The organism is Streptomyces sp. NPDC092369, assembly GCF_044755245.1.
Taxonomy (GTDB): domain Bacteria; phylum Actinomycetota; class Actinomycetes; order Streptomycetales; family Streptomycetaceae; genus Streptomyces.
In genome coordinates this window covers 295,997-315,889 of sequence record NZ_JBIVQP010000001.1, presented here as the reverse complement: position 1 = coordinate 315,889, position 19,893 = coordinate 295,997, and the positions used below count along the sequence as shown (strand labels likewise).

Below are 19,893 nucleotides of genomic sequence, written 5' to 3'. Positions count from 1 at the left end.
TGCGGGGCCGGTCGCGTCCAGGCCGGTGACGTAGCAGATAGTGTGGCTCTGCGGTGTTTGAGTCGCGCTTATATGTGTACGCGCCCAATATGGCCCACTCGAAGACAGAGACAGAACGAAAGTACCTGGCCCCGCCGACCGGTGACACTTCCTGGCTGACGGAACTGACCGGTGTGGGTGGCATCGCGTCGATCGGTGAGCAGGGCACGGACGAGCTGGACGCCGTCTACTACGACACCGCGGACCTGCGCCTGGTGGACGCGTCGGCCACGCTGCGACGCAGGACCGGCGGCTCCGACGCCGGATGGCACCTCAAACTTCCCCTGTCCGGCGACAGTCGGGAGGAGATCGAGGCCCCGCTGTCTGACTCGGTCCCCGACACCCTGCGCGACCTGTTCCTCTCCCGCACCCGAGGCGCGGAACCGACACCGGTCGTACGCATCCGTTCCACCCGCGTCACCCGCCACCTCGCCGACTCCGCCGGTACGGTCCTGGCGGAGCTGAGCGTCGACAAGGTCCGCGTCGAATCACTGCTCGCCGGGGCCCCGGGCGGACAGGTCTCCTGGACCGAGATGGAGGTCGAACTCGCCGAGGACACCGACCCCTCGCTCCTGGACGTCGTCGACAAGGCCCTCCGCAAGGCGGGCATCGAGCGCGCCGACAACCCGTCAAAGCTGGCCCGGGCCCTGGAGGAGACGGAAATCGGCGTGCCCCGCCGGTCGGACGCGCGTGTCGGCACCGTCGCTCCCGGGCGGGCCGGCGCGGAGATCCTCACGTACGTCGAGGAGCAGGTGCGCGCCCTGGTGGCGCTCGATCCGTCGGTACGCCGTGACGCTCCCGACTCGGTGCACAAGCTGCGGGTGACCTGCCGTCGACTCCGCAGCGACCTGCGCTCCTACCGGTCGGTGCTGAACCGCGAGGTCACCGACCCGATCCGTCGGGAACTCAAGTGGCTCGCCGGTGAGTTGGGGGCGGAACGCGACCAGGAAGTCCTCATGGAACGGCTCAGCTCGCGCATCGGCGCCCTGCCCCCGGAGTTGGTCCTGGGCCCGGTCGAGGCCCGGCTGCGGGCCTGGAACGTGGCGAACACCGCGCGGGCGCGTGAGCGCACCCTCGAAGCACTGCGCTCGCCGCGCTACCTGGCGCTGCTGGACTCCCTCGCCACGCTCGTCCACCAGCCTCCCTTGCGCGGGAAGGCCGGGGGCAAGCCGCGGAAGGTGCTGGGGAAGGGGATCCTCAAGGAGTACGAGCGCCTGGCCGACGAGGTGACGCACGCGCTGGAGCTCCCGCCCGGTAGGGAACGGGACACCGCCCTGCATCAGGCCCGCAAGGCGGCCAAGAAGACGCGGTACGCCACCGAGCCCGCGCGGGCCGCGCTGGGCAAGCCCGTCAAGCGGTTGGGCAGGCGGGTGAAGGCCGTGCAGAAGGTGCTCGGCGACCATCAGGACAGCGTCGTGGCGCGGGAGGCACTGCGGCACTTGGCTGTGGCGGCACACGCGGCGGCCGAACCCGGATTCACCTGGGGGCTGTTGTACGGGCAGGAGCAGGCGGTCGGTGAGGCGCGGGAGCGGGAACTGCCGCGGGCCTGGGCGGTCGCGTCCAAGCCCGGGTTGCGCAAGGCCCTCACTCGCTGAGATCGCGCGGGCTCCGGTCAGTGGATCGGGCGGCCTCGCGGAGGGCGCGTACCGCCGGCAGGTCGCGGTTGGCCGGCAGCCAGGCGAGGAACGACACCGAGTTGCCCAGTTCGGGAACGTCCACGTAGACGAGGCCCGGACGTGGATAGAGGCGCCGTGCCGCTGCCGGGAGGAAGGTGATGGCGCGGGCCTGCAGCACCGCGAGCACCATGGCCTCGGTGTCGCGGACGACCGGTCCGTAGCGCACCGGCGTACCGTCCGGGCGCGGATTGACGGTGAGGTGGTCCCACCACTGCCTGGGTACCTCGCGGGGCATGTCGACCACCACGCGGTCGGCGAGCTGGGCGAGGGTCAACTTCTCCTCGCCCGCGAGAGGATCGTCCGCCGGCAGGCACACCACCCTTGGTTCGACGGCCAGTTGACGGGACTGGAACCCCGACGGCAGCGGCCCGCGCAGGAAGGCCGCGTCGACCTCACCGTGGGCCAAGGCGTCGAACTGCTGGATGAAGTTGAGGTTGTGCACCTCGACCTCGAGATGCGGATGCTGCTCCCGCAGGCGCGAGAGGACGGCCGCGGCGTACGGCATCGCGGCCTCGGCGCCGAGTGAACCGACGCGGAGGGTCCCCCTGATCGCACCGGCGTGCGCGTCGGACACCTGCACCAGCCGTGCCATCGCTTCGACAACTGCCTTGGCCTCCACGGCGATTGCCCGCCCGGCGGGAGTCAGCCGAACCGTCCCGCCGCCGCGCTCGACCAGGGGCACCCCGAGGCGCTGCTCCAGCGCGCGAATCTGCTGACTGAACGCGGGCTGGGAGATGAACACCCGCGCCGCCGCCCGCCCGAAGTGCAGTTCCTCCGCCACGGCAAGGAGCAGCCGTAACTGGTGAACGCTCGGCTCTCGCATCACTCGGCACCTTCCCCCAGGGCCATAGAGACAACGTTATCGAACCATTGATCTTCTCCTCGGTTCCACCTCTACCCCGGCACAGGATCTCCAGCCAGCATGGCAGGCGAGGGCGGCGGCGGATCAGCGGTAGACGATCAACCGGCCGCCCAGGGACCCCGCTTCGGGGGGAGCGGGGACCACACGCGACGAGGACGGGGTTTCACTGATGCACACCACTGACGGGAACGGCTCGCCCGAGTCCGACTCCGGGGCCGGGTCCGATGTCCGCTGGATGCTGGCCTTCGACGCGTCGTGCCCGGCGTGCCGTGCCGTGTCCTCGATCGTGTTCAACGCCTGCGACGGACGCCTTGAGGTGGTCGCCCTCGGGCGCACCGACGTCCGCGCCTGGCGGGCGACGGCACTGGGCCCCGACGCACCCTTGGCTCCGACCCTGCTGAAGGTCTCCGGCACGGGTGGCGCAACCACTGCCTCCGGTGAGACCGTCCGGGCCTGGACGGGCCCGTCGATGACGCTCCACTTGATGCGCCGGCTGGGCCCCCGGGCCACGGTCCGCGTCCTGCGGGCGCTGGGCGAGGCACGCGAGGAGAACCGCGCCGCGACCGGTACGGGATCCAGCCGCGCACAGTTCCTGCGGGTCACCGGCGGGCTCGCGGTGGCCACGACCATCCTGTTCAGGGGCGGTACGCCCGCCTTCGCGGCCGACAAGGGCACCGAGGCCGCCGACGCGTGGGTGAAGGCGCACGCCGGACGCCTACCCACCACCTACTCCGACGTCACCGCCCTGCCACTGGCCCACCGCCGCGCCGTACACGCGGCACTGCCGGCGGCCGCCCGCAGCCGTCTGTGGGTCGAACACATCGACCGCTTCCGGGCAGCGCAGACCCACCTGACCTCTCGTCAGAACACGATCATCAAACGCGCCCGCACGGCAGCCGCGGACACCGCGACCTTCCAACGCCCCACGGCGGCACGCCCCCGACAGAGCGACCTGATCGAGTCCGCGAGCGCGGCCTTCGGCCCGGAGGGCGCGGCCCAACTGCTGGCCACGCTCGGCCCGTCGGAGGCGTTGGCCGAGGACTGCGGATGCAGCGTCTTCTCGGACGCGTGCATCTTCAGCGACTGCATCGGGGGCGGCTGCACGATCACCGACGGCGGGTGCGGGGAGTTCTGGATCTGGGACTGCGACGGGATCTGCCGCTGATCGCAGGACATGCGGGGGCCGCCCGTGCGGGCCCGCTCCTTCGCCTCGCCCTGGTCAGTTCCAGCCGACGACCTTGAAGTCCTTGTTCACGAAGACGTGGTGCGGCCAGTTGACGCTGATGTTGTGGACCTCGTACTCCCCGTCGCTCAGCAGCACCACGCGGTCGTTGACGCCACCGGGGACGACGGCCTGGGCGGCCTTCACCGCCTTGTCGGCCACCGTTCCGCTGACGATCGTGCCCTCACCCTCGGTGTAGTCCGGGATACGGCCGACCGACTTGTCGGGTGACGGTGTGCCCTGCTGGAAGGGGATCACCCCGGCCGCCTCGGCGGCCGCCGCTCCGCCGTCGCCGTGCGGCTGCACGGTGACCTGGGTCGCCTCGATGGTCGCGCTGTCGACCGTGCCCAGCACGAGGACGCTCTCGTCGACCTTCACGGCCTTCTCGGTGGCGTGCTTGGTCCCCTTCTCGTACGTGGTCGTGGACGTCTCGTTGACGGTCACCTTCACCCCGGTCGCGGTCGTCAGCGTGAAGCCCGACGTGGACGTGGACGTGACGATGCCGGTCGCGCCACCGGCGGCCGGTCCTGCAGCGGGGCCGCCGGTGGGCGTCGCGCTCGGTGTGTCCGCGGCCGGGGTCGACGCAACGGACGTACCGGCGAATGCCGTCACCGCCAGCGCGATCCCGGTGAGCGCCACCGCGATCCCGGCGGCGATCGGCACGCGCCTCTTCTTGGACAGCGACGGCCCGGGGGCGTTGGCGGGGTCGTAGTCGTTCATCGGTGAACTCCTCGCGTTGGGATGACGCGACGATCCTCTGGTCCGTACCTACGAGGAGGCTGTGTCCCTGATGAAGAACTTCTGACGACGGCATGAGTTCACGTGGGAGGAAAGGGCGGGCCAGGCGTGTCGATGGCGAGGGCCGCCGCGCGGAAGGCGGCCGCCACGCGGTTGGTCTGCTCGGACGGCGGGTGGGGGAGGCGGGCCAGGAGGAGGCGGCGCTGTTCCTGCGGGCCGCCGTGGACGGGGAGGACGCGTACGCCCGGCGGTGCGGCGGCGGCGAGGACCGCGGGGATCGTGGTCAGGCCGCAGCCGGCGGCGACGAGGTGCAGCTTGGCCAGCCAGTCGCGGGCCGTGTGGGCGATCTCGGGGCGCTCGTCCAGACCGGGCCATACGCCCATCAGGCGGTCCTCGCCGGAGGAGGTGCTGGTGATCCAGCGCTGCCCGCGCAGATCGGCCACGTCGACGAAGTCGCCGCGGGCGAGCGGGTGGGTGGCGGGGACCGCGAGCCGCAGGGCCCGCTCGGTGAGGGTCTGGAGCACGAGCGGGGGCGACTCGGTGTCCGGCGGCCGGAAGGGCGGGGCCGAGCCCAGCAGGGCGAGATCGAGGCTGCCGGCGCGAAGGGCGCGTACCAGGGCTGGAGTGCTGCCCTCCCGGCTGACGACCTGCAGACCGGGATCCGTGCGACGCAGGGCGGCCAGCGCGGCGGGCAGCAGCACGGCACCCGCACTGGGGAACCAGCCCACCCGGACCGTGCCGGCCTGACCGGGCAGGCCGGACAGCTCGCGCGCCGTCGCGTCGATCTCGTCCAGTACGACCGTCGCGCGACGCATGACCACGCGGCCGGCCGGAGTCAGCCGTACCCCGTCCCGGCGCCGTTCCAGCAGCTCGGCTCCCGCCGCACGCTCGATCGCGGCGATCTGCCGGGACACCGCCGACTGCGTGTAGCCCAGCGATACGGCCGCCGCGGTGAAGGTTCCCTGCTCGGCGACGGCGCGGAAGACCCGTAGCGCGGTCAGTGACACATCCGTGAAGTCCATGATGATTACGCATACTAGCCTTGCGTAAGTCTCGTTGGACGCATGCTCGCGGTGTTCCTAGCGTGGATGCATGACCACTTCACGCATCGCCCTCGTCACGGGCGCCAACCAAGGACTCGGTCGCGCCCTCGTCGAAGGACTTGCCGCCCGGATGCGCTTGGACGACCTCGTGCTGCTCACCGGTCGCAGCCAAGAGCGTGTCTCTGAGGCCGCCCGGGAGGTGGCCGCGCTGCCTGACACCCGCAGTCACGTCGAGGGCCGGGTCCTCGACGTCACCGACACGGACGCCATCGCCGCTCTCGCCGACGACCTGCGGGCCCGGTACGGCGGGGTCGACGTCGTGATCTCCAACGCCGTCGCGAGGTTGCTGCCCGAGGACTCGCAGTCGGCGCGGGCCGACGAGTTCATCGACGTCTCCAACACCGCCACCCACGCGATCCTGCGGTCCTTCGCCCCGGTCCTGCGCCCGGGCGGCCGGCTCCTCGTGGTCGCCAGCAGCCTGGGCACCCTCGGCCACCTTGACCCGCGGCTGCACCACCTCTTCGACGGCGCGAGCCTCGAACAGGTCGAGTACGCCGTCGAGTCGTGGCGCAGCGCCATCCACCACAAGACGGCCGCGGAGGCCGGCTGGCCGATCTGGCTGAACATCCCGTCCAAGGTCGCCCAGGTCGCCGCCGTCCGCGCGGTTGCCGCCGAACGCCGCGCACACGACCTCGCCGACGGCACCCTCGTCGCCTCCGTGTGCCCCGGCATGATCGACACCGCCACCTCGCGCCCCTGGTTCAGCGACTTCAGCGGCGCCCAGACCCCGTCCGATGCCGCCCGCGCCGTACTCGACCTGGTCTTCGCCGACGGCGTCGATCCCGCGCTCTACGGCGAGTTGGTCCGCTTCGGCAGGGCACTGCCGTGGCACGACGGCGCGCCGCTGACCGAGCAGGACCGACTGCTCACGCCGTGAACCTGGGGCGGGCGGGCACCTGCGCGCTCGCGCGCGTGGTGCTGAGCACACGGCACTGTGCGCACAACACGGGCCTGTGCGCACGGCATTGAGCACACGGCATTGAGCACACGGCGCTGAGCACACGGCGCTGAGCACACGGCATTGAGTACACAGCAAGGAGTTCGTCCATGAATGCCATCACCACTCCGTTCGGCTTCTCCAGCACGGCCGCCGAGGTTGCGGCGGGGGTCGACCTCACCGGACGCCGTGCGGTGGTCACCGGCGCCTCGTCCGGGCTCGGCGTGGAGACCGCCCGCGTTCTCGCCTCGACCGGTGCAGAAGTCACCCTGGCCGTGCGGGACATCGAGGCCGGTGAGCGCGTCGCCAAGGACATCACCGCTGCGACCGGCAACCAGGAGGTGGGTGTCGCGCCGCTCGACCTGAGCGATCCGGCGTCCGTGGGCGTTTTCACCGCCGGCTGGCGGGGACCTCTGCACATCCTCGTGAACAACGCCGGTGTCATGGCCTCGCCCGAGCAGTACACCGACCAGGGCTGGGAACTGCAGTTCGCGACGAACCACTTGGGACACTTCGCCCTCGCCACCGGCCTGCACGACGCACTGGCCGCTGACGGCTCCGCCCGTGTCGTCGTGGTCAGCTCCACCGGCCACCAGCGGTCGCCGGTCGTGTGGGACGACATCAACTTCGCCTTCCGGCCCTATGATCCGTGGCTCGCCTACGGCCAGTCCAAGACGGCCAACGTGCTCTTCGCGGTGGAGGCGACCCGCCGCTGGGCCAGGGACAACATCACCGCCAACGCCCTGATGCCCGGGGCCATTTACACCAACCTCCAGCGGCACACCGGCGGTCGCGGCAGCGGAAGGGTCCCGACCGACCTGATCAAGACCGTCGAGCAGGGCGCCGCCACATCCGTGCTCCTCGCCACCTCGCCTCTGCTCGACGGCGTCGGCGGGCGGTACTTCACCGACTGCAACGAGACCGAGGTCGTCGACCGCCGCTCCGGCACCCTGCAGGGAGTCGCCCGGTACGCCGTGGACGCGGACAACGCACGGCGTCTGTGGATCCTTTCGCAGGAACTGCTCGCTCAGGCCGGGTGAACCTGTCTCAGACGTCTGAGCCGTCACCGAGAGCCAAGTCGATGGCGTGCAGGTGGTGTTGTACCGGGCCGAAGGAGACGAGACCGCTAGCGGCCCCTGCCAACTCGCCCACGGCCGGCGTGAGTTCCTCCCTCGCTCTGCGCAGGATCCGCTGGTGTCCGACCGCGCCGGCCGCCCGGGCGAGAACGCACCACATCGCCTCCTGGAGCAGGTCGTGCGGTGGCCGGGGAGCCTCGTCGAGTGCCATGCGTGCCTGTTCGCCGGCGCCGGCGCCGGCCAACAGGAGGGGGCGGAGCCAGGGTTCGTAGGGGCCGGCTTCGAGTTCGGGGAAGTCGCCGGGGCCGGGCAGGTTGCTCCCGCGCATGTACGGGACGAGGGCGACCAACGCCGGTGCTCCCTGGGCGAGACCGGGCATGCCGCTGTCCGCGGTCGCGGCCAGAACCCGCGTGTACAAGGGGCGGGCCGCCGACCATCCGTCGGTCTCGCAGGTGCGCAGGGCGCGGAACCAGGACGTGAACACCCCTGCCAGCGGCCGTTCGTGACGGTGTGCCAGCCGATCGATCTCCTCGGCCTCAGCGCCCGCCGTGGTGAGTTCACCCAGTGCGGCGAGTGCCTGGAGGCGTACGAGACGCCCGAGCACCTCGTGGTTGGGCAGCCCGTGGCCGACGGCGAGGTCGGTCAGTTCACGGCCGAGCGCCTCGCGGCCCGAGGCCCCGCCGCAGTGACCGAAGGACTGCATGAAGGCACCGTTGAGCGCGAACGCGAGCAGCCCTGGGTCGCCGAGGCGGCGGGCCAGTCGGACGGCTTCCTCGGCGGCCCGCTCGGCGCGCAGCCGCCAGGGCTCGACGGCGGGAGGGGCGGCGGCCCAGGCAGCCGCTGCTCCGGCAGGTCTGTCACCGGCGGCTCCGACCCGGTCAGTTCCGCCACCGGTACTTCCGACCCGTGCGGGTCGGCCACCGGCGGGTCGTCCCCGGGCAGGTCGGCTATGGGCAGGTCCGTCACCGGTAGGCCCGCCATCGGCAGGTCCGCCATCGGCAGGTCCGCCATCGGTAGGTCTGCCATCAGCAGGCCCGATCGCTCGTGGGATCGGTCCGTCGGCGGCCTCCTCCCCGTCGGACTGGACAGTGACCTGGTCAGGTCCGCCACGAGTGGTTCGTCTTCGGTCAGGTCGATCGCCGACAGGTCCTCGCCGGGCAGGTCCGCCACCGGTGGGCCCGACAGCTCGTGGGATCGGTCCGTCGGCGGCGGCGTCCCCGCGTGACTCGACCGCGACGACCGACAGGAGTCTCGCCCGCAGCGCCGGTGATTCGCCGGGAGCGAGTGCGGCGGCGGCGCGGGCGGCGGCCCGGGACAGCTCGCCCGCGTCGTCGGGATCGTCCGCGCGCGTCCACACGGCCGGCACGTCGTAGGAGCCGATGATCCGGGCCGCCAACTCGGCGTCGCCGGTCGCCTCGGCCGCGGCGACCACGTCCCGTCGGTGTTCGCGGGCCTCCTCCAGGCCGTCGGCGCCGGTCACCGCGAGGTCGCGCAGCAGGGCCGCCGTGGCGTGCAACCGCGCCCGCGACCGGACCGGCACCGCCCGCTCCCACGCGGCTGCCGCCCGTCCCCAGACCCCGTCGACGGCGCCGGAGGCCTCCGCCGACGCCGGGCCGCCCTTGAGGAGTTGCGTCTCGGCCCGAGCCAGTGCGGGGCCGGGTTCGATGCCGAACCTCTCGGAGAGGATGTGCCGGGCCCGACGCAGCGCCTCCAACGCGTCGCCGCGCCGCCCGGAGCGCTCGAGAGCGGTGGCCAGCAGCACCCAGCCGTCCTCCCGCCAGGGGTGCGCGACGACATGGGCCTCCAGGTCCACGGCCGCCTCACGGGCTCCGCCGGTCGACAGCAGGGAATCCGCGCGCCGCTCGACCGCGTCCAGACGCAGCGCCTCCAGCCGGGCCTGCTCGGCGGCGGCCCACCGGACGCCGGGGAAGTCGGCCAGCACGGGTCCCCGCCACAGGCCGAGCGCCTGGTCCCACAGCGCGACCGCCGCGTGCGGAGCCGCGGCGGCGGCCCGGGTCACCGTGTCCTCGAACCGCCACGCGTCCACCACGTCCCGGCCGGCGTGCAGCACATAACCGGGCCCCTGCGTCACCAGCAGCCGGGACGCCTGCCGCGGTGCGCGCTCCGGCTCCAGGGCCCGGCGAAGTGCGGCGACAAAGGTACGCACCGCACCGACGGCACCGACCGGAGTGTCCCCGTCCGCATCCGCGCCCGCGTCCTCCCACAGGTCCGCCACCAGCCGCCCGACCGGTACGACACGGTTGCGCGCGATCAACAGTCGGCCCAGGACCTCCCGGTGCCGCGGCGCGCCGAGCGCGACCGGAACGCCGTCCGCGTCCCACGCGGCCACCGGCCCCAGCAGTCCGAACCGAACACCATCCACCGCACGGCCCTCCTGCGGGCCACGCCGACCCGGCGCGCCGCTCGTCCACTCATCGATCGCTGATCCGGGACCCGCACTCTGGACCGCGTCCCCGGACGTGCCGGACCACCCGGCCCGTCACGACCACCCTGCCACGAGCACCAGGAGCCGCTGTGACACCCCTGAGCATCCCCGGTTTCGACGTCCACCGCGTCCCGGTCGACGAGGGCGTCGACCTGCAAGTCGCCGTCGGCGGCACCGGCAGCCCGGTCGTGCTGCTGCACGGCTTCCCGCAGACCCACCTCATGTGGCGACACGTCGCCGCCGGCCTGGCGGCCGACCACACGGTCATCTGCCCGGACCTGCGCGGATACGGTGCCAGCGACAAGCCAGCCGAGACCGGACCCGACGTCTACTCCAAGCGCACCATGGCCCGGGACGTCGTACGGCTGGCGGCGCGGCTCGGCCACGACCGGTTCGCCCTGGCGGGCCACGACCGCGGCGCCCTCGTCGCTTTCCGAGCCGCCCTGGACCACCCTCGAAGCGTGTCCCGCGCGATCTTCCTGGACGTCCTGCCGACGCTGGACATGTGGGACGCCCTGCACGGCGCCTCCGCCGCCGTCGGCTTCCACCTCTACCTGATGGCCCAGGCGCCCGGCCTGCCCGAGCGGATGATCCAGGCCTCCGCCGACACCTTCTTCGGCCACTTCCTGGACACGTGGGCCACCGACCCGGTCGCCGTACCCGCCGACGTCCGCCGCCACTACCTCGACGCGTGCGCCGCGGCCGTACCGTCGATCGTCGCGGACTACCGCGCCTCCGCGGGCATCGACGTCGACCACGACACCGCCGATCGCGCGGCCGGCAACCAACTCACCATGCCCGTCACCGTCCTTCAGCAGGACTGGGGCGCCGCCCTGGGATACGACGCGGCGGGACTGTGGCGAGCCTGGGCACCGGACCTGCACCACCGCACCGTCTCCTGCGGGCACTTCATGGCGGAGGAGGATCCGAAGTCCATCGCGGCGGAGATCAGGGCTCTGGCCGATCGCTGACGGTGTCGAAGCCGCGGTGGGCCGTGTCGACGCCGGCGCCCGCGCCGTGGACGAGCCCACCGTGTTCCTCGGCCGCGTCGTCGAGGCGTCCGCGACCGACCGCGCCGTCATGGTCGCCGCGCGGACCCTGGGCGCGCATCCGGGCCGGCCAGGTCGACGGTGATATCCAGCTCGACGTCACCGTCAGCGACGTCTACCTGCTGTTCTCCATCGCCCCCACCGACCCCGGCCGCCATGGGCGGCACAGGACGAGGAAGCAGCCTGCTGCGGCCACCGCGACGGCCGCAACGCGGGGGTGGCGCAAACGAACTGACGGCATGACAAGTCCTTCTGGATGGACGGGAGTTGGAGGAGGGGGGCGAGCGCTCAGTTACCGGTGGGGAAGAGGGACCGGTTGGCGATGTCGATGATGAACGGGCCGACGTGGGAGGGATAGCGGTCCACGATCGCCTTCTTGTACGCCTGGCCGTCGTCGCCGAGCAGCTCGCGGGCGTCGTCGAGGTAGCGGTGCACCTGCGCGTAGACCTCCGGCCCGGTGGGCAGGCCGTGACCGGCGAGGATCGTGTCGTATCCGGACTCGGCGGCCAGCGCGTCGACGGCCCGCTGCCAGCCGGTGATGTCGTTGTTGCCCAGGTAGAGGTGGACGTCGTTGTACACGAGGTCCTGGGCGATCAGGACGCCCTGCTCGGGCAGCTTGACGAGGAGTTCGTCGGCGGCCTCGCCGCCGGAGACGGCCTCGAAGACGAACGGGACGCCGTCGATGACCTCGGTGCCCGGGATGAGGGCCACGTCCGGGGTGAAGTCGGTGACCGGGATGACCAGGCCGGTGGGCAGCCGGCTGTCGCCGCGCGCCAGGATCTGCTCCCGTACCTGGGGCAGCGCGTGGACGGGGACGCCGAAGCGGGCGGCGCCGTTGTAGTGGTCGGGGTGGGCGTGGGTGACGATCAGCCGGTCCAGCGGCTTGCCGAGTCCCTCGGCGTACGCGACGGCCTCGTCCGCGTAGGCGGGCAGGAGCTGGGCGTCAATCGCGATGATCCGGGTCGGCGTCTCGATCAGCTGGGTGGCGGTGTGGAAGGTGTCGGCCGGGGACATGTAGCTGTGGATCCGCACCGTGCCCTTGTCGAGGACCGTGACCGTGCCGTTCATGTGCATGCTCCTTGCGGTGGATGACGGCCTTCCGCCGTCTCGCTCTCCTCCACTCTTGCCGTAAAGCTGCAGGCAGGCGAGATACCCTGAAGACACGGCATGGTAAGTCGAGGACATGTGGAGATCGCGATGTTTCCCGCGGACCCTGATACGGCCGATCTGTCGGGAGGCGATGCCATCCTCCGGCTCGACTTCAATCCTCCCCGGGAGCGCGTCCCCGGCTTCGAGATCATCGATCTCGCGACCCTGCACGAACGGCGCCAGCACCGCGGCAGGCGGTCCGACCTGGTGCACCGGGTCGACTTCCACACCCTCACCCTCATCACCGAGGGCAGCGGCGAACACGCCATCGACTTCGTGACCTATCCCTGCTGCCCCGGCACCCTGCTGTGGGTCCGCCCCGGCCAGGTCCAGAGCTTCGTACGGCCGGGCACCGCCAACGGCACGCACCTGCTGTTCACGCCGGCCTTTCCACCTCACACCAGCAGTGCCGACCGGCTGGTGAACGAGTGGTACGGGCCGGCGTGCCGGCAACTGGGCACGAGCCCCGCGTACGCGGTGCTGTCCACCCTGCTGGGCCAGTTGCGCGCCGAGTACGACCGGCCGGAGCAGGACGTTTCGGCGGAGATCCTGCAACTCCTGCTGGCCACCGTGCTGTTGCAGATCGACCGGCTGCCGCAGCCCGACAGCGGCGCCGATCCGCACGCGGGCGGCGAGGTCTACGCCCGCTTCCGCGCCGAACTGGAGCGTTCGTACGCCACCACCCGCCGCGCCGCCGACTACGCACACCGCCTCGGATACACCGTCAAGACCCTCACCCGCGCCTGCACCGCCGCCACCGGGCAGCCCGTCAAACACGTCATCGACGGCCGCGTCGCCCTGGAGGCGCAGCGCCTGCTCGCCCACACCGACGAACCGGTGGCGACCATCGCCCGCCGCCTCGGGTTCCCCGAACCCACCAACTTCGGCAAGTTCTTCACCCGGCACACCGGTGTCACCCCCGGTACGTTCCGTCAGGCGCATCGGAGTCAGCAGTGAGGGTCGGCATCGCACAGTGGTCGCACGGTCCCCTCCGCCGCCATGCGGCGACGGCCTCAGGGCCGTCGCCGCATGGTCGGTACCGGGTGCCCGGTCAGCGCTTCGCGTAGATGAAGCCGAGCTTGTCGATCTCGTCACCGGAGCGTCCGTGGAAGCCGGCGATCTGCCATCCGGACGGGGCGGTGCGGGTCACGCAGTCCGACGTGGTGGATCCGCCGGTCAGGGTGTTGCCGAGGTTGGTGGTGAACCTGGCGTAGAAGATCCGGGTGTGGCCGCTCTTCTGGCCCTGGCACAGTTGGGCGGTGGTGACGTACTCGCCGCTGCCCAGTGTCAGGGACGACGCCGTGCCGCCCGTGCCGCCGTGGGTGAGGACCGTGCCGTTGCCGAGCGTCAGGCCGACGGCGTCCACCCGGGAGCCGCTGCGCAGCGAGAGGCTGACGGGACGTGCGCCCGACGGTACGGCGTCGATGTCGGTGTAGTAGTCGCCGTGCGGGCCGCCGAACTGGTCGCTGAGCTGGAAGTCCGGGTTGCGTGACCAGGTGAAGCCGACCGTGATCGGGTCGTGGTCGGAGAGCATCTTCCCGTCGTCCGTGAGGAATTTGGCGTGCTCGTTGTTGTACGACGTCGCGTTCAGCGAGACCAGCTTGCTGCCGCGGTAGAGGACCTTGTCGACGACCTCGCAGGTGTTGGGCACCGTGGTGCCGGTCTGGTCGCACACCAGCGCGTCGCTGCCCTTGGCGGGCGCGGTGCCGCCGCGGATCAGCTTGACCCAGGCGTCGGTGAGTCCGTTGGCCGCGCCGAACTCCGCGATGGTGTCGGCGGATCGGGTGTACCGGGTGTTGGTGTCGCCCATGACGACGACCGCGTTGCCCGCCGAGTGGGACTGGATGAACGAGGTCAACTGGCTCAGGTTGTCCGCGCGGGACGCCTCGTCGCCGTCATTCGTGCCGGCGTTGGTGTGCAGATTGTAGAAGTCGACGTACACGCCTTCCGCCAGCCGCTCACGCATGAACGTGAACCCCTTGGGGGTCAGGCAGTCGCCCGAGTCGTACTGGCAGGAGTTCCAGTGGACCCGCTCGAAGTCGTCGGTGTCGTAGGGGAGTTTGGACAGGGTGTTGAGTCCGCTGCCGATGCCCGCACCGCCGCTTGTGGGGGTGCGGTAGGTGTGCGCGGTGTCACCCGCGTAGAGGTAGGCGTGGTAGTTGAAGTCCTCCTCGACGTTGACGATGTCGTAGGGCGCGATGCGCTGACCGATGGCGGTGGTGCTGGACTCGCGGGGTGTGGACGCGCTGGAGAGGATCTCCGGCAGGCCCGCCACGTTGTAGGTCAGAGTGCTGAAGGACCCGGACGACGGGTCCGCGGCGGCGGCCGGGAACGCGTTCGCGACGAACCCGCCGCAGGTGATGGCCGCGGCCGTGAGGCACGCGAAGAGACGGCGCATGAAGCGGAACTCCTATGAAGTGGGGTGGGGCAGCGGGAACTTACCGCCGGTAACTCGGTTCTGTCCCCGGTCCGGTCCGGGGAGATCGAAACTTGACCGCGTGGTCCAGGCCAGGGGGCTCCGCAAGGGGCAGCTGCCGGGCCGCATGTCGCCGTTTGACCATGCCGGGTCGCCCTTTCACCTTGCCGACAGTCACCGGCATGGCAAGAGTGACCATGTCGCTGTCTCGTCCTGCGTCGCCCCTGTCTCAGCCTCCGACCTCTCCAAGGAATCCCCGAAGCGCGCTTCGTCGCCACCCCGATCGTCATCGAGCACATCGCCCACTCCTACGAGGGCAAGCTCAAGGCGTGGGCAGCCCTGGGACCGAACCTGCCCACCCGCCTGGTCGACCTCGAACCGCTGACCGGCGACCTGGTCCTTGAGGGCAACCGCTTCGAACTCAGGGGCGGCCCGGCCGAGTTGCCCGACCGCCACTACCTGTGGCAGGCCGAGTACCGTGCCCTGCTCGGCGGGGTACTGCTGTTCCAGCGGGAGCACGTGTGGGTGGCGGACACTCCGACGCCCGACGACCGTGCCTCCTGGATCGGTCTGCTCGACGAAATGGCCGCGCTGCGGCCGGAGTTGGTGGTGCCCGGTCATCGGCTGCCCGGTACGGCGGCGGACGTCTCCGCCATTGCCGCCACCCACCTCCGACGCACCGGCCGACGTGGTCCGCCGCCAGTACCTGGCCTCGGCGGCCGGTGATCTGCAAGCCCTGCGCGCGACGCTCGCCCCGGACGTGGAGTGGACGGAGATGGCCCGCTACACCGCGGTCAACAAGGCCACGGGAAAATCCATCAACGTCCGCGTGGCCCATCACTTCGTGGTCCGCGGCGCGCTGATCGTCCGCTTCGAGCAGTTCGTCGACACCGCCCTCGTCCGCGACGCCATGAGCGACTGAGCTGCCGGCACAGGGCTTCTTGAGGAGGTGTGCTCCGTCTGCGGGGGACGTCCATAGGCGTCAGTCACGGTGGGACGCCTGCGGAGGACAGACGTAGCCGCGCCGGTCGCGTCGATAGGCTCCGGACATGCGCGTGCCCTTCCCGGATCCCCCTCAGTCCTCGCCCCCTGCCCCGCACAGAGCGCGAGACCTCGGCCTTGTCACCGGGGACGGGCCCACGGGCGAGCACAACGCCCTCACCGACGTGCCCGGTATCCGCGTCGGACACACGACGCTGATCCGTCCGCCCCGGGTGCACAGCGGTGTGACCGCGATCGTGCCGGCGGGGGTGGGGCCGAGCCGTCCGCTGCCGGCCGGCGTGTTCGCGGGCAACGGCTACGGCAAGCTGATCGGCGCCACCCAGATAGCCGAACTCGGCGCGCTGGAGACGCCGGTGCTGCTCACCTCGACCTTGTCCGCGTTCTGCGTTGCGGACGCCCTGGTGGGCTGGATGCTGGAGTGTCCCGAGGGGGCCGGCGTACGGAGTGTGAATCCGGTCGTGGGGGAGTGCAACGACGGGTTGCTGTCCGACATCCGGTCGCGTCCGGTCCGTGAGGAGCATGTCCGGGCCGCGCTCGAGTCCGCGTCGGGCGGTCCGGTGGCCGAGGGATGCGTCGGCGGGGGCACCGGCTTGACGGCTCTCGGGTTCAAGGCCGGTATCGGTACGTCGTCGCGGCGCGTGCCCTTGGCGGGCTCGTACGTGACGCTCGGGGTCCTGGTGCAGGCCAACTTCGGGGGCACGTTGCGGGTGCGGGGCCGTACGGTCACTCCCGCGGATGTCGGCGTACCGGTGGTGGAGGCGGGTCCGGAGACAGGGTCGTGCATGGTCTTGGTCGCCACCGACGCGCCGCTGGACGCACGGCAGTTGACCCGGCTGGCGCGCAGGGCCGTCTACGGGCTGGCCAGGGTCGGCGCCGGGTACGGCCATGGCAGCGGCGACTACGGACTCGCCCTGGGGACCCGCCCCCTGGGAACGCCTGCCGGGCCCGCCGTGGTGTCGGACGACCGTCTCGACCCGCTCTTCACCGCCGTGCTCGACGCGGTGGAGGAGGCAGTGCTGAATTCCTTGTTGATGGCATCGACGACCACGGGTCCGGACGGCCACACGCGTCACCCGCTGCCCGCGGCACCGCTCTTGGCGCTGCTCGGCTGAGCGGCGACAGCAGGACCGTACCCGCAGCCCTTGACTCCATACATGGCGCCCGTTGCCCCCGTCACAGACCCGGCCGAGACCCGAGGGTGGCGTGGGCGATTCGACCAACCGCGGCCGGCGTAAGTGAGGTTGGACAGGGCTCGGTGACGGGCGGGACGGGATTCGGCCCTACGTACTCGTCCGCTCTTCCTCGTGCGGTACGGCGTATCCCGGTACGGAGGGCCAGCGCACGGTGAGTACCACCGACTCCTCCTCCGCGACCCAGGAGTGATCCACTCCCTGGCCCCACACGACATAGTCGCCCTGGTCCTCCAGCAGCACGCTGCGGCCGGGGAACTCCATACGGAAGCGACCCGTGACGAGAACGAGGAGAGCGGTGCGCACTTCGCCCTTCACCCACTGCGCTCGCTGTTCGCCGCGCGGGTGGACGCCCCACTTGATCTCCAGGGCGTCGCTGTGGCGAGGATCGCCGGGGTCCTTGAAGTGCCCGAGCAGCCAACCCCGGTCCAGCGCGGCGTCCTTACCCGCGTTGCCCACATACACGCCGTCGTCCATGTGCCCGAACGCTAGCAGTCGGCCACCGCGCGGGTCGCAGGGTGATCAGCTCTTCCGGAGCAGTGCATCGCGCAACCGGCGCGCGGCCACCGCCGCTCCGTCGGTGCGGAGCTTGTCGCTCAGGGCCTTTGCGCGCGCCCGGGTCTCGGGGGCGAGTGCCGTCTTGACCGCGACCTTCAGGGACTCGTCGGTCAGAGCCGGACCGTCGAGTGCCGCGCCGATGTCCAGGTCCGCCACCTGGCCCGCCCAGTACGGGTTGTCCGCCAGTTGGAGAGGCACCACGACCTGGGGCGCGCCCGCCCGCGCTGCCGTCAGCGTCGTGCCCGCGCCGCCGTGGTGGACCACCGCGGCCACCCTCCCGAAGAGGCGCTGATGGCTGACCTCGCCGATGGTGAAGAGGTCGTCCCGGTCGTCGGCCAGGTCCAGGTCCGCCCAGCCGCGGGAGACGAGCACGCGGTGGCCCTGGGCGCGGATCGCCTCGACGGCCCGGCGGGCGATGTCCGGCGCCGGACGCATGCTGCCGAAGCCCACGTAGACCGGCGGTGCGCCCGCGTCCAGGAATGTCTCCAACTCGGCCGGGAGCGGGCGTTCGTCCGGCAGGCTCCACGCACCCGTCTGGATCACGTCGAGGCCCGGGGTCTCCCGCCACGGTCCCAGGACGGGGTCCGCCGCCAGCCACGGCCGGTCGGAGTAGACGTGGTCGCGGACGTTGTCCACCGGTGGCAGACCGAGCGCCGCCCGATGGCCGTTGAGCGGCCCGGCGAACTGCGCGTTCACGTTCTGGGCGTCCAGCTCCCACAGCGTCCGGTTGTCCGTCGCGTCCGGCTCCGGCCACCCCGGCCGCGGTGGCGGCGCGTGGTACGGCGACGGCAGATTGACCGCCGAGTAGCTCGCGTACACGTACTGGATGCCCGAGGCCTCGGCCGCGGACCGCGCGGCGATCTGCGCCAGGCCGGCCGCCACCAGCGCGTCACATCCGTCGACGGCCCCGGGGAAGACGTCGAACTGTGTGTCGACCATCTCGGTGCGGTACCGGGCCAGGTCCGCGGCCGACGGCAGACTCGTCCCGCGCATCACCTCCCGCACCGGGGGGCCGACCGGCACCAGTTCCATGCCGAGACCTGCCAGGCGCTGGGCGAACTCCTCGTCCGGCGGGGCGCACATCCGCACCTCCACGCCGAGCTCCTGGAGCCGCACCGCGAGGGCCACCAGCGGTTCGACATCGCCACGCGTTCCGTAGGTGGACAGCAGCACCCGCATTCGGCGTCCTCTTCCGTTCCGGCTTCCCGAACGGGCAGCATACGTCGCGTTGTCCGGGGGCACGATCAAGTGAGCGTCGTCGCAATGGAGTTGGAGGCAGGACGACACCGGACAGCGCCGGTTCCCGATCGTCGACACAAGCTGAGGGCCACGCAATGCGGAGTTCGTCTGTGCCCGTCCCCGATGTTTCGATCATATTGCCCTGCGCCGGATTCGGAACGCGTTTCAGGGCGCCCTACTCGAAGGAACTGCACTGTCTGGCGCCTGGAGTCACCGTGCTGGACCGCAGCCTGGAGGCCGTTGTCGAACTGGCCAAGAGCGGACTCGACGTGCGCGTGGTCGTCGTATTCGGCACGCACAAACTGGACACCGTGAGTTATCTCGTGCGCTACGCCGAAATCTTTCAAATGGTCTTTGTCCACCAAGACCAGTCATTTGAACCCGATCTCGACGGTGCGATCCGAATTGCCCTGCCGATGACGCAGGGGCCGGTGGCCCTCGTCCTGCCCGACATCGTTGTCTCCGGCGCGGGCAGTGCCGGCAGCCTGCTCGCCGCGGTACGGCACACGGAGGTGTCGGGTTGGAGCGTCGTGGCCGCCGAAGAGCGGGACCCCGACACACTGCGGCAGATGGGCGCGCTGGCCGTGGTCGAGGAAGACGGCGTCGCGAGAGTGGGCGCGGCCATCGACAAGCCGGCGGATCCCTCGGAGTTCAACGCGTTCTGGGGCATGGTGGCGGTCGCCGAGGAAGAGGCGCACCGGCTGCCCGACGTGGTGAGCAAAGGTGCGGCCAGTCCCCTGCCCGGTGCGGTCGCGCACATGGTGGAGCGAATCGTCAACTACAACACGGCGGCGGCCTGACTCCCCATGAAAGCTCTTTCGGTACAACCCATTTGTGGGGATCCCCGGAATGTCAAGTGTTGACATGTCCTGAGACCTGATCGATGCTTACGGCTGTGTCACGGGGGTCGGAAGGAAATTCGAGTGAGCCAGAAAATGGTGTGACCAAGTAACTGGCCGGAGGTTTCGGGAATCGAATTGTCGAATCACCGGGCCGCTTTCCGCCGACTCGCCCTGTGGACTCGCCCCGCGGTGACGGTACGTGCCCGTCCCGGCCGCCGGCCCCCACCCTCCGCCCCTACGACGCCCGCCGGTGGGCGCGCCTCTTCCGGACCGTCGACAGACCGGTGATCCCGGTGTGTCCCGCCCGCCGTCACCCAGTCCCGCACCCAGGGAAGGCCAGGTACTGCCG

The 19,893-nt window shown here is 71.1% G+C and carries 18 protein-coding genes and 1 pseudogene; 11 read left to right on the top strand and 8 right to left on the bottom strand.

The annotated features are described in order from the left end of the window. The first annotated feature begins 89 nt into the window (after positions 1–89). Entirely contained in the window at positions 90–1,634 is a 1,545-nt protein-coding gene (locus ACIQI8_RS01345) for a CHAD domain-containing protein (RefSeq protein ID WP_402343217.1), read from the top strand. Here ACIQI8_RS01345 and ACIQI8_RS01340 read toward each other — a convergent pair. Beyond that, positions 1,624–2,538 (bottom strand): LysR family transcriptional regulator, encoded by a 915-nt coding sequence (locus ACIQI8_RS01340; RefSeq protein WP_402343214.1) that lies wholly within the window; start codon positions 2,536–2,538, stop codon positions 1,624–1,626. The two genes, ACIQI8_RS01345 and ACIQI8_RS01340, sit on opposite strands and share 11 nt — an antisense overlap. Before the next feature lie 208 nt (positions 2,539–2,746). On the opposite strand from ACIQI8_RS01340, the gene ACIQI8_RS01335 reads away from it, so the two are divergent. Beyond that, positions 2,747–3,742 (top strand): bacteriocin fulvocin C-related protein, encoded by a 996-nt coding sequence (locus ACIQI8_RS01335; RefSeq protein ID WP_402343211.1) that lies wholly within the window; start codon positions 2,747–2,749, stop codon positions 3,740–3,742. 54 nt (positions 3,743–3,796) lie between these two features. On the opposite strand, the gene ACIQI8_RS01330 is transcribed toward ACIQI8_RS01335, so the two are convergent. Then, the gene (locus ACIQI8_RS01330) at positions 3,797–4,519 is read right to left on the bottom strand and encodes a hypothetical protein (RefSeq protein ID WP_402343208.1); all 723 of its coding nucleotides are present in this window, start codon (positions 4,517–4,519) and stop codon (positions 3,797–3,799) included. Between the two features lie 98 nt (positions 4,520–4,617). Continuing rightward, on the bottom strand, positions 4,618–5,559 hold the full coding sequence (locus ACIQI8_RS01325) for a LysR family transcriptional regulator (RefSeq protein ID WP_402343205.1): 942 nt from the start codon (positions 5,557–5,559) through the stop codon (positions 4,618–4,620). A gap of 70 nt (positions 5,560–5,629) precedes the next feature. Between ACIQI8_RS01325 and ACIQI8_RS01320 the strand changes: the two genes are divergently transcribed. Continuing rightward, the gene (locus ACIQI8_RS01320; protein ID WP_402343202.1) at positions 5,630–6,517 is read left to right on the top strand and encodes an SDR family NAD(P)-dependent oxidoreductase; all 888 of its coding nucleotides are present in this window, start codon (positions 5,630–5,632) and stop codon (positions 6,515–6,517) included. Between the two features lie 170 nt (positions 6,518–6,687). Continuing rightward, entirely contained in the window at positions 6,688–7,617 is a 930-nt protein-coding gene (locus ACIQI8_RS01315) for an SDR family NAD(P)-dependent oxidoreductase (protein WP_402343199.1), read from the top strand. A 7-nt stretch (positions 7,618–7,624) separates the two neighbouring features. Here ACIQI8_RS01315 and ACIQI8_RS01310 read toward each other — a convergent pair whose 3' ends face one another. Then, on the bottom strand, positions 7,625–10,015 hold the full coding sequence (locus tag ACIQI8_RS01310; RefSeq protein WP_402346616.1) for a BTAD domain-containing putative transcriptional regulator: 2,391 nt from the start codon (positions 10,013–10,015) through the stop codon (positions 7,625–7,627). A gap of 173 nt (positions 10,016–10,188) precedes the next feature. On the opposite strand from ACIQI8_RS01310, the gene ACIQI8_RS01305 reads away from it, so the two are divergent. Together ACIQI8_RS01305 and ACIQI8_RS01300 are read left to right on the top strand one after the other, a co-directional pair. After that, positions 10,189–11,070 carry an alpha/beta fold hydrolase gene (locus ACIQI8_RS01305; RefSeq protein WP_402343196.1) on the top strand — a complete coding sequence of 294 codons (882 nt, stop codon included), beginning with the start codon at positions 10,189–10,191 and terminating at the stop codon, positions 11,068–11,070. 16 nt (positions 11,071–11,086) lie between these two features. Next, complete coding sequence (locus ACIQI8_RS01300) at positions 11,087–11,233, top strand: hypothetical protein (protein ID WP_402343193.1); 147 nt, start codon at positions 11,087–11,089, stop codon at positions 11,231–11,233. Between the two features lie 203 nt (positions 11,234–11,436). On the opposite strand, the gene ACIQI8_RS01295 is transcribed toward ACIQI8_RS01300, so the two are convergent. Further along, positions 11,437–12,216 (bottom strand): MBL fold metallo-hydrolase, encoded by a 780-nt coding sequence (locus ACIQI8_RS01295; RefSeq protein WP_402343190.1) that lies wholly within the window; start codon positions 12,214–12,216, stop codon positions 11,437–11,439. Positions 12,217–12,345: 129 nt separating this feature from the next. Here ACIQI8_RS01295 and ACIQI8_RS01290 point away from each other — a divergent pair, with 129 nt between their 5' ends. Beyond that, on the top strand, positions 12,346–13,254 hold the full coding sequence (locus ACIQI8_RS01290; RefSeq protein WP_402343187.1) for an AraC family transcriptional regulator: 909 nt from the start codon (positions 12,346–12,348) through the stop codon (positions 13,252–13,254). Between the two features lie 94 nt (positions 13,255–13,348). Here ACIQI8_RS01290 and ACIQI8_RS01285 read toward each other — a convergent pair whose 3' ends face one another. Beyond that, positions 13,349–14,695 (bottom strand): jacalin-like lectin, encoded by a 1,347-nt coding sequence (locus ACIQI8_RS01285; RefSeq protein WP_402343184.1) that lies wholly within the window; start codon positions 14,693–14,695, stop codon positions 13,349–13,351. A 273-nt stretch (positions 14,696–14,968) separates the two neighbouring features. Between ACIQI8_RS01285 and ACIQI8_RS01280 the strand changes: the two are divergent. The 3 genes and pseudogenes from ACIQI8_RS01280 to ACIQI8_RS01270 all read left to right on the top strand — a co-directional run. Further along, positions 14,969–15,379: pseudogene (locus ACIQI8_RS01280) on the top strand (MBL fold metallo-hydrolase); the annotation flags it as partial. 22 nt (positions 15,380–15,401) lie between these two features. Beyond that, positions 15,402–15,635, top strand: coding sequence for a nuclear transport factor 2 family protein (locus tag ACIQI8_RS01275; protein WP_402343181.1), 234 nt, complete (start codon positions 15,402–15,404; stop codon positions 15,633–15,635). Positions 15,636–15,762: 127 nt separating this feature from the next. Beyond that, the gene (locus ACIQI8_RS01270; RefSeq protein ID WP_402343178.1) at positions 15,763–16,827 is read left to right on the top strand and encodes a P1 family peptidase; all 1,065 of its coding nucleotides are present in this window, start codon (positions 15,763–15,765) and stop codon (positions 16,825–16,827) included. Positions 16,828–16,995: 168 nt separating this feature from the next. On the opposite strand, the gene ACIQI8_RS01265 is transcribed toward ACIQI8_RS01270, so the two are convergent. Further along, positions 16,996–17,382, bottom strand: a complete 387-nt coding sequence (locus ACIQI8_RS01265) for a signal peptidase I (RefSeq protein ID WP_402343175.1) — start codon at positions 17,380–17,382, stop codon at positions 16,996–16,998. Positions 17,383–17,427: 45 nt separating this feature from the next. Further along, entirely contained in the window at positions 17,428–18,642 is a 1,215-nt protein-coding gene (locus ACIQI8_RS01260) for a glycosyltransferase (RefSeq protein WP_402343172.1), read from the bottom strand. Between the two features lie 275 nt (positions 18,643–18,917). On the opposite strand from ACIQI8_RS01260, the gene ACIQI8_RS01255 reads away from it, so the two are divergent. Further along, complete coding sequence (locus tag ACIQI8_RS01255; RefSeq protein WP_402343169.1) at positions 18,918–19,502, top strand: hypothetical protein; 585 nt, start codon at positions 18,918–18,920, stop codon at positions 19,500–19,502. Positions 19,503–19,893: the final 391 nt, after the last annotated feature.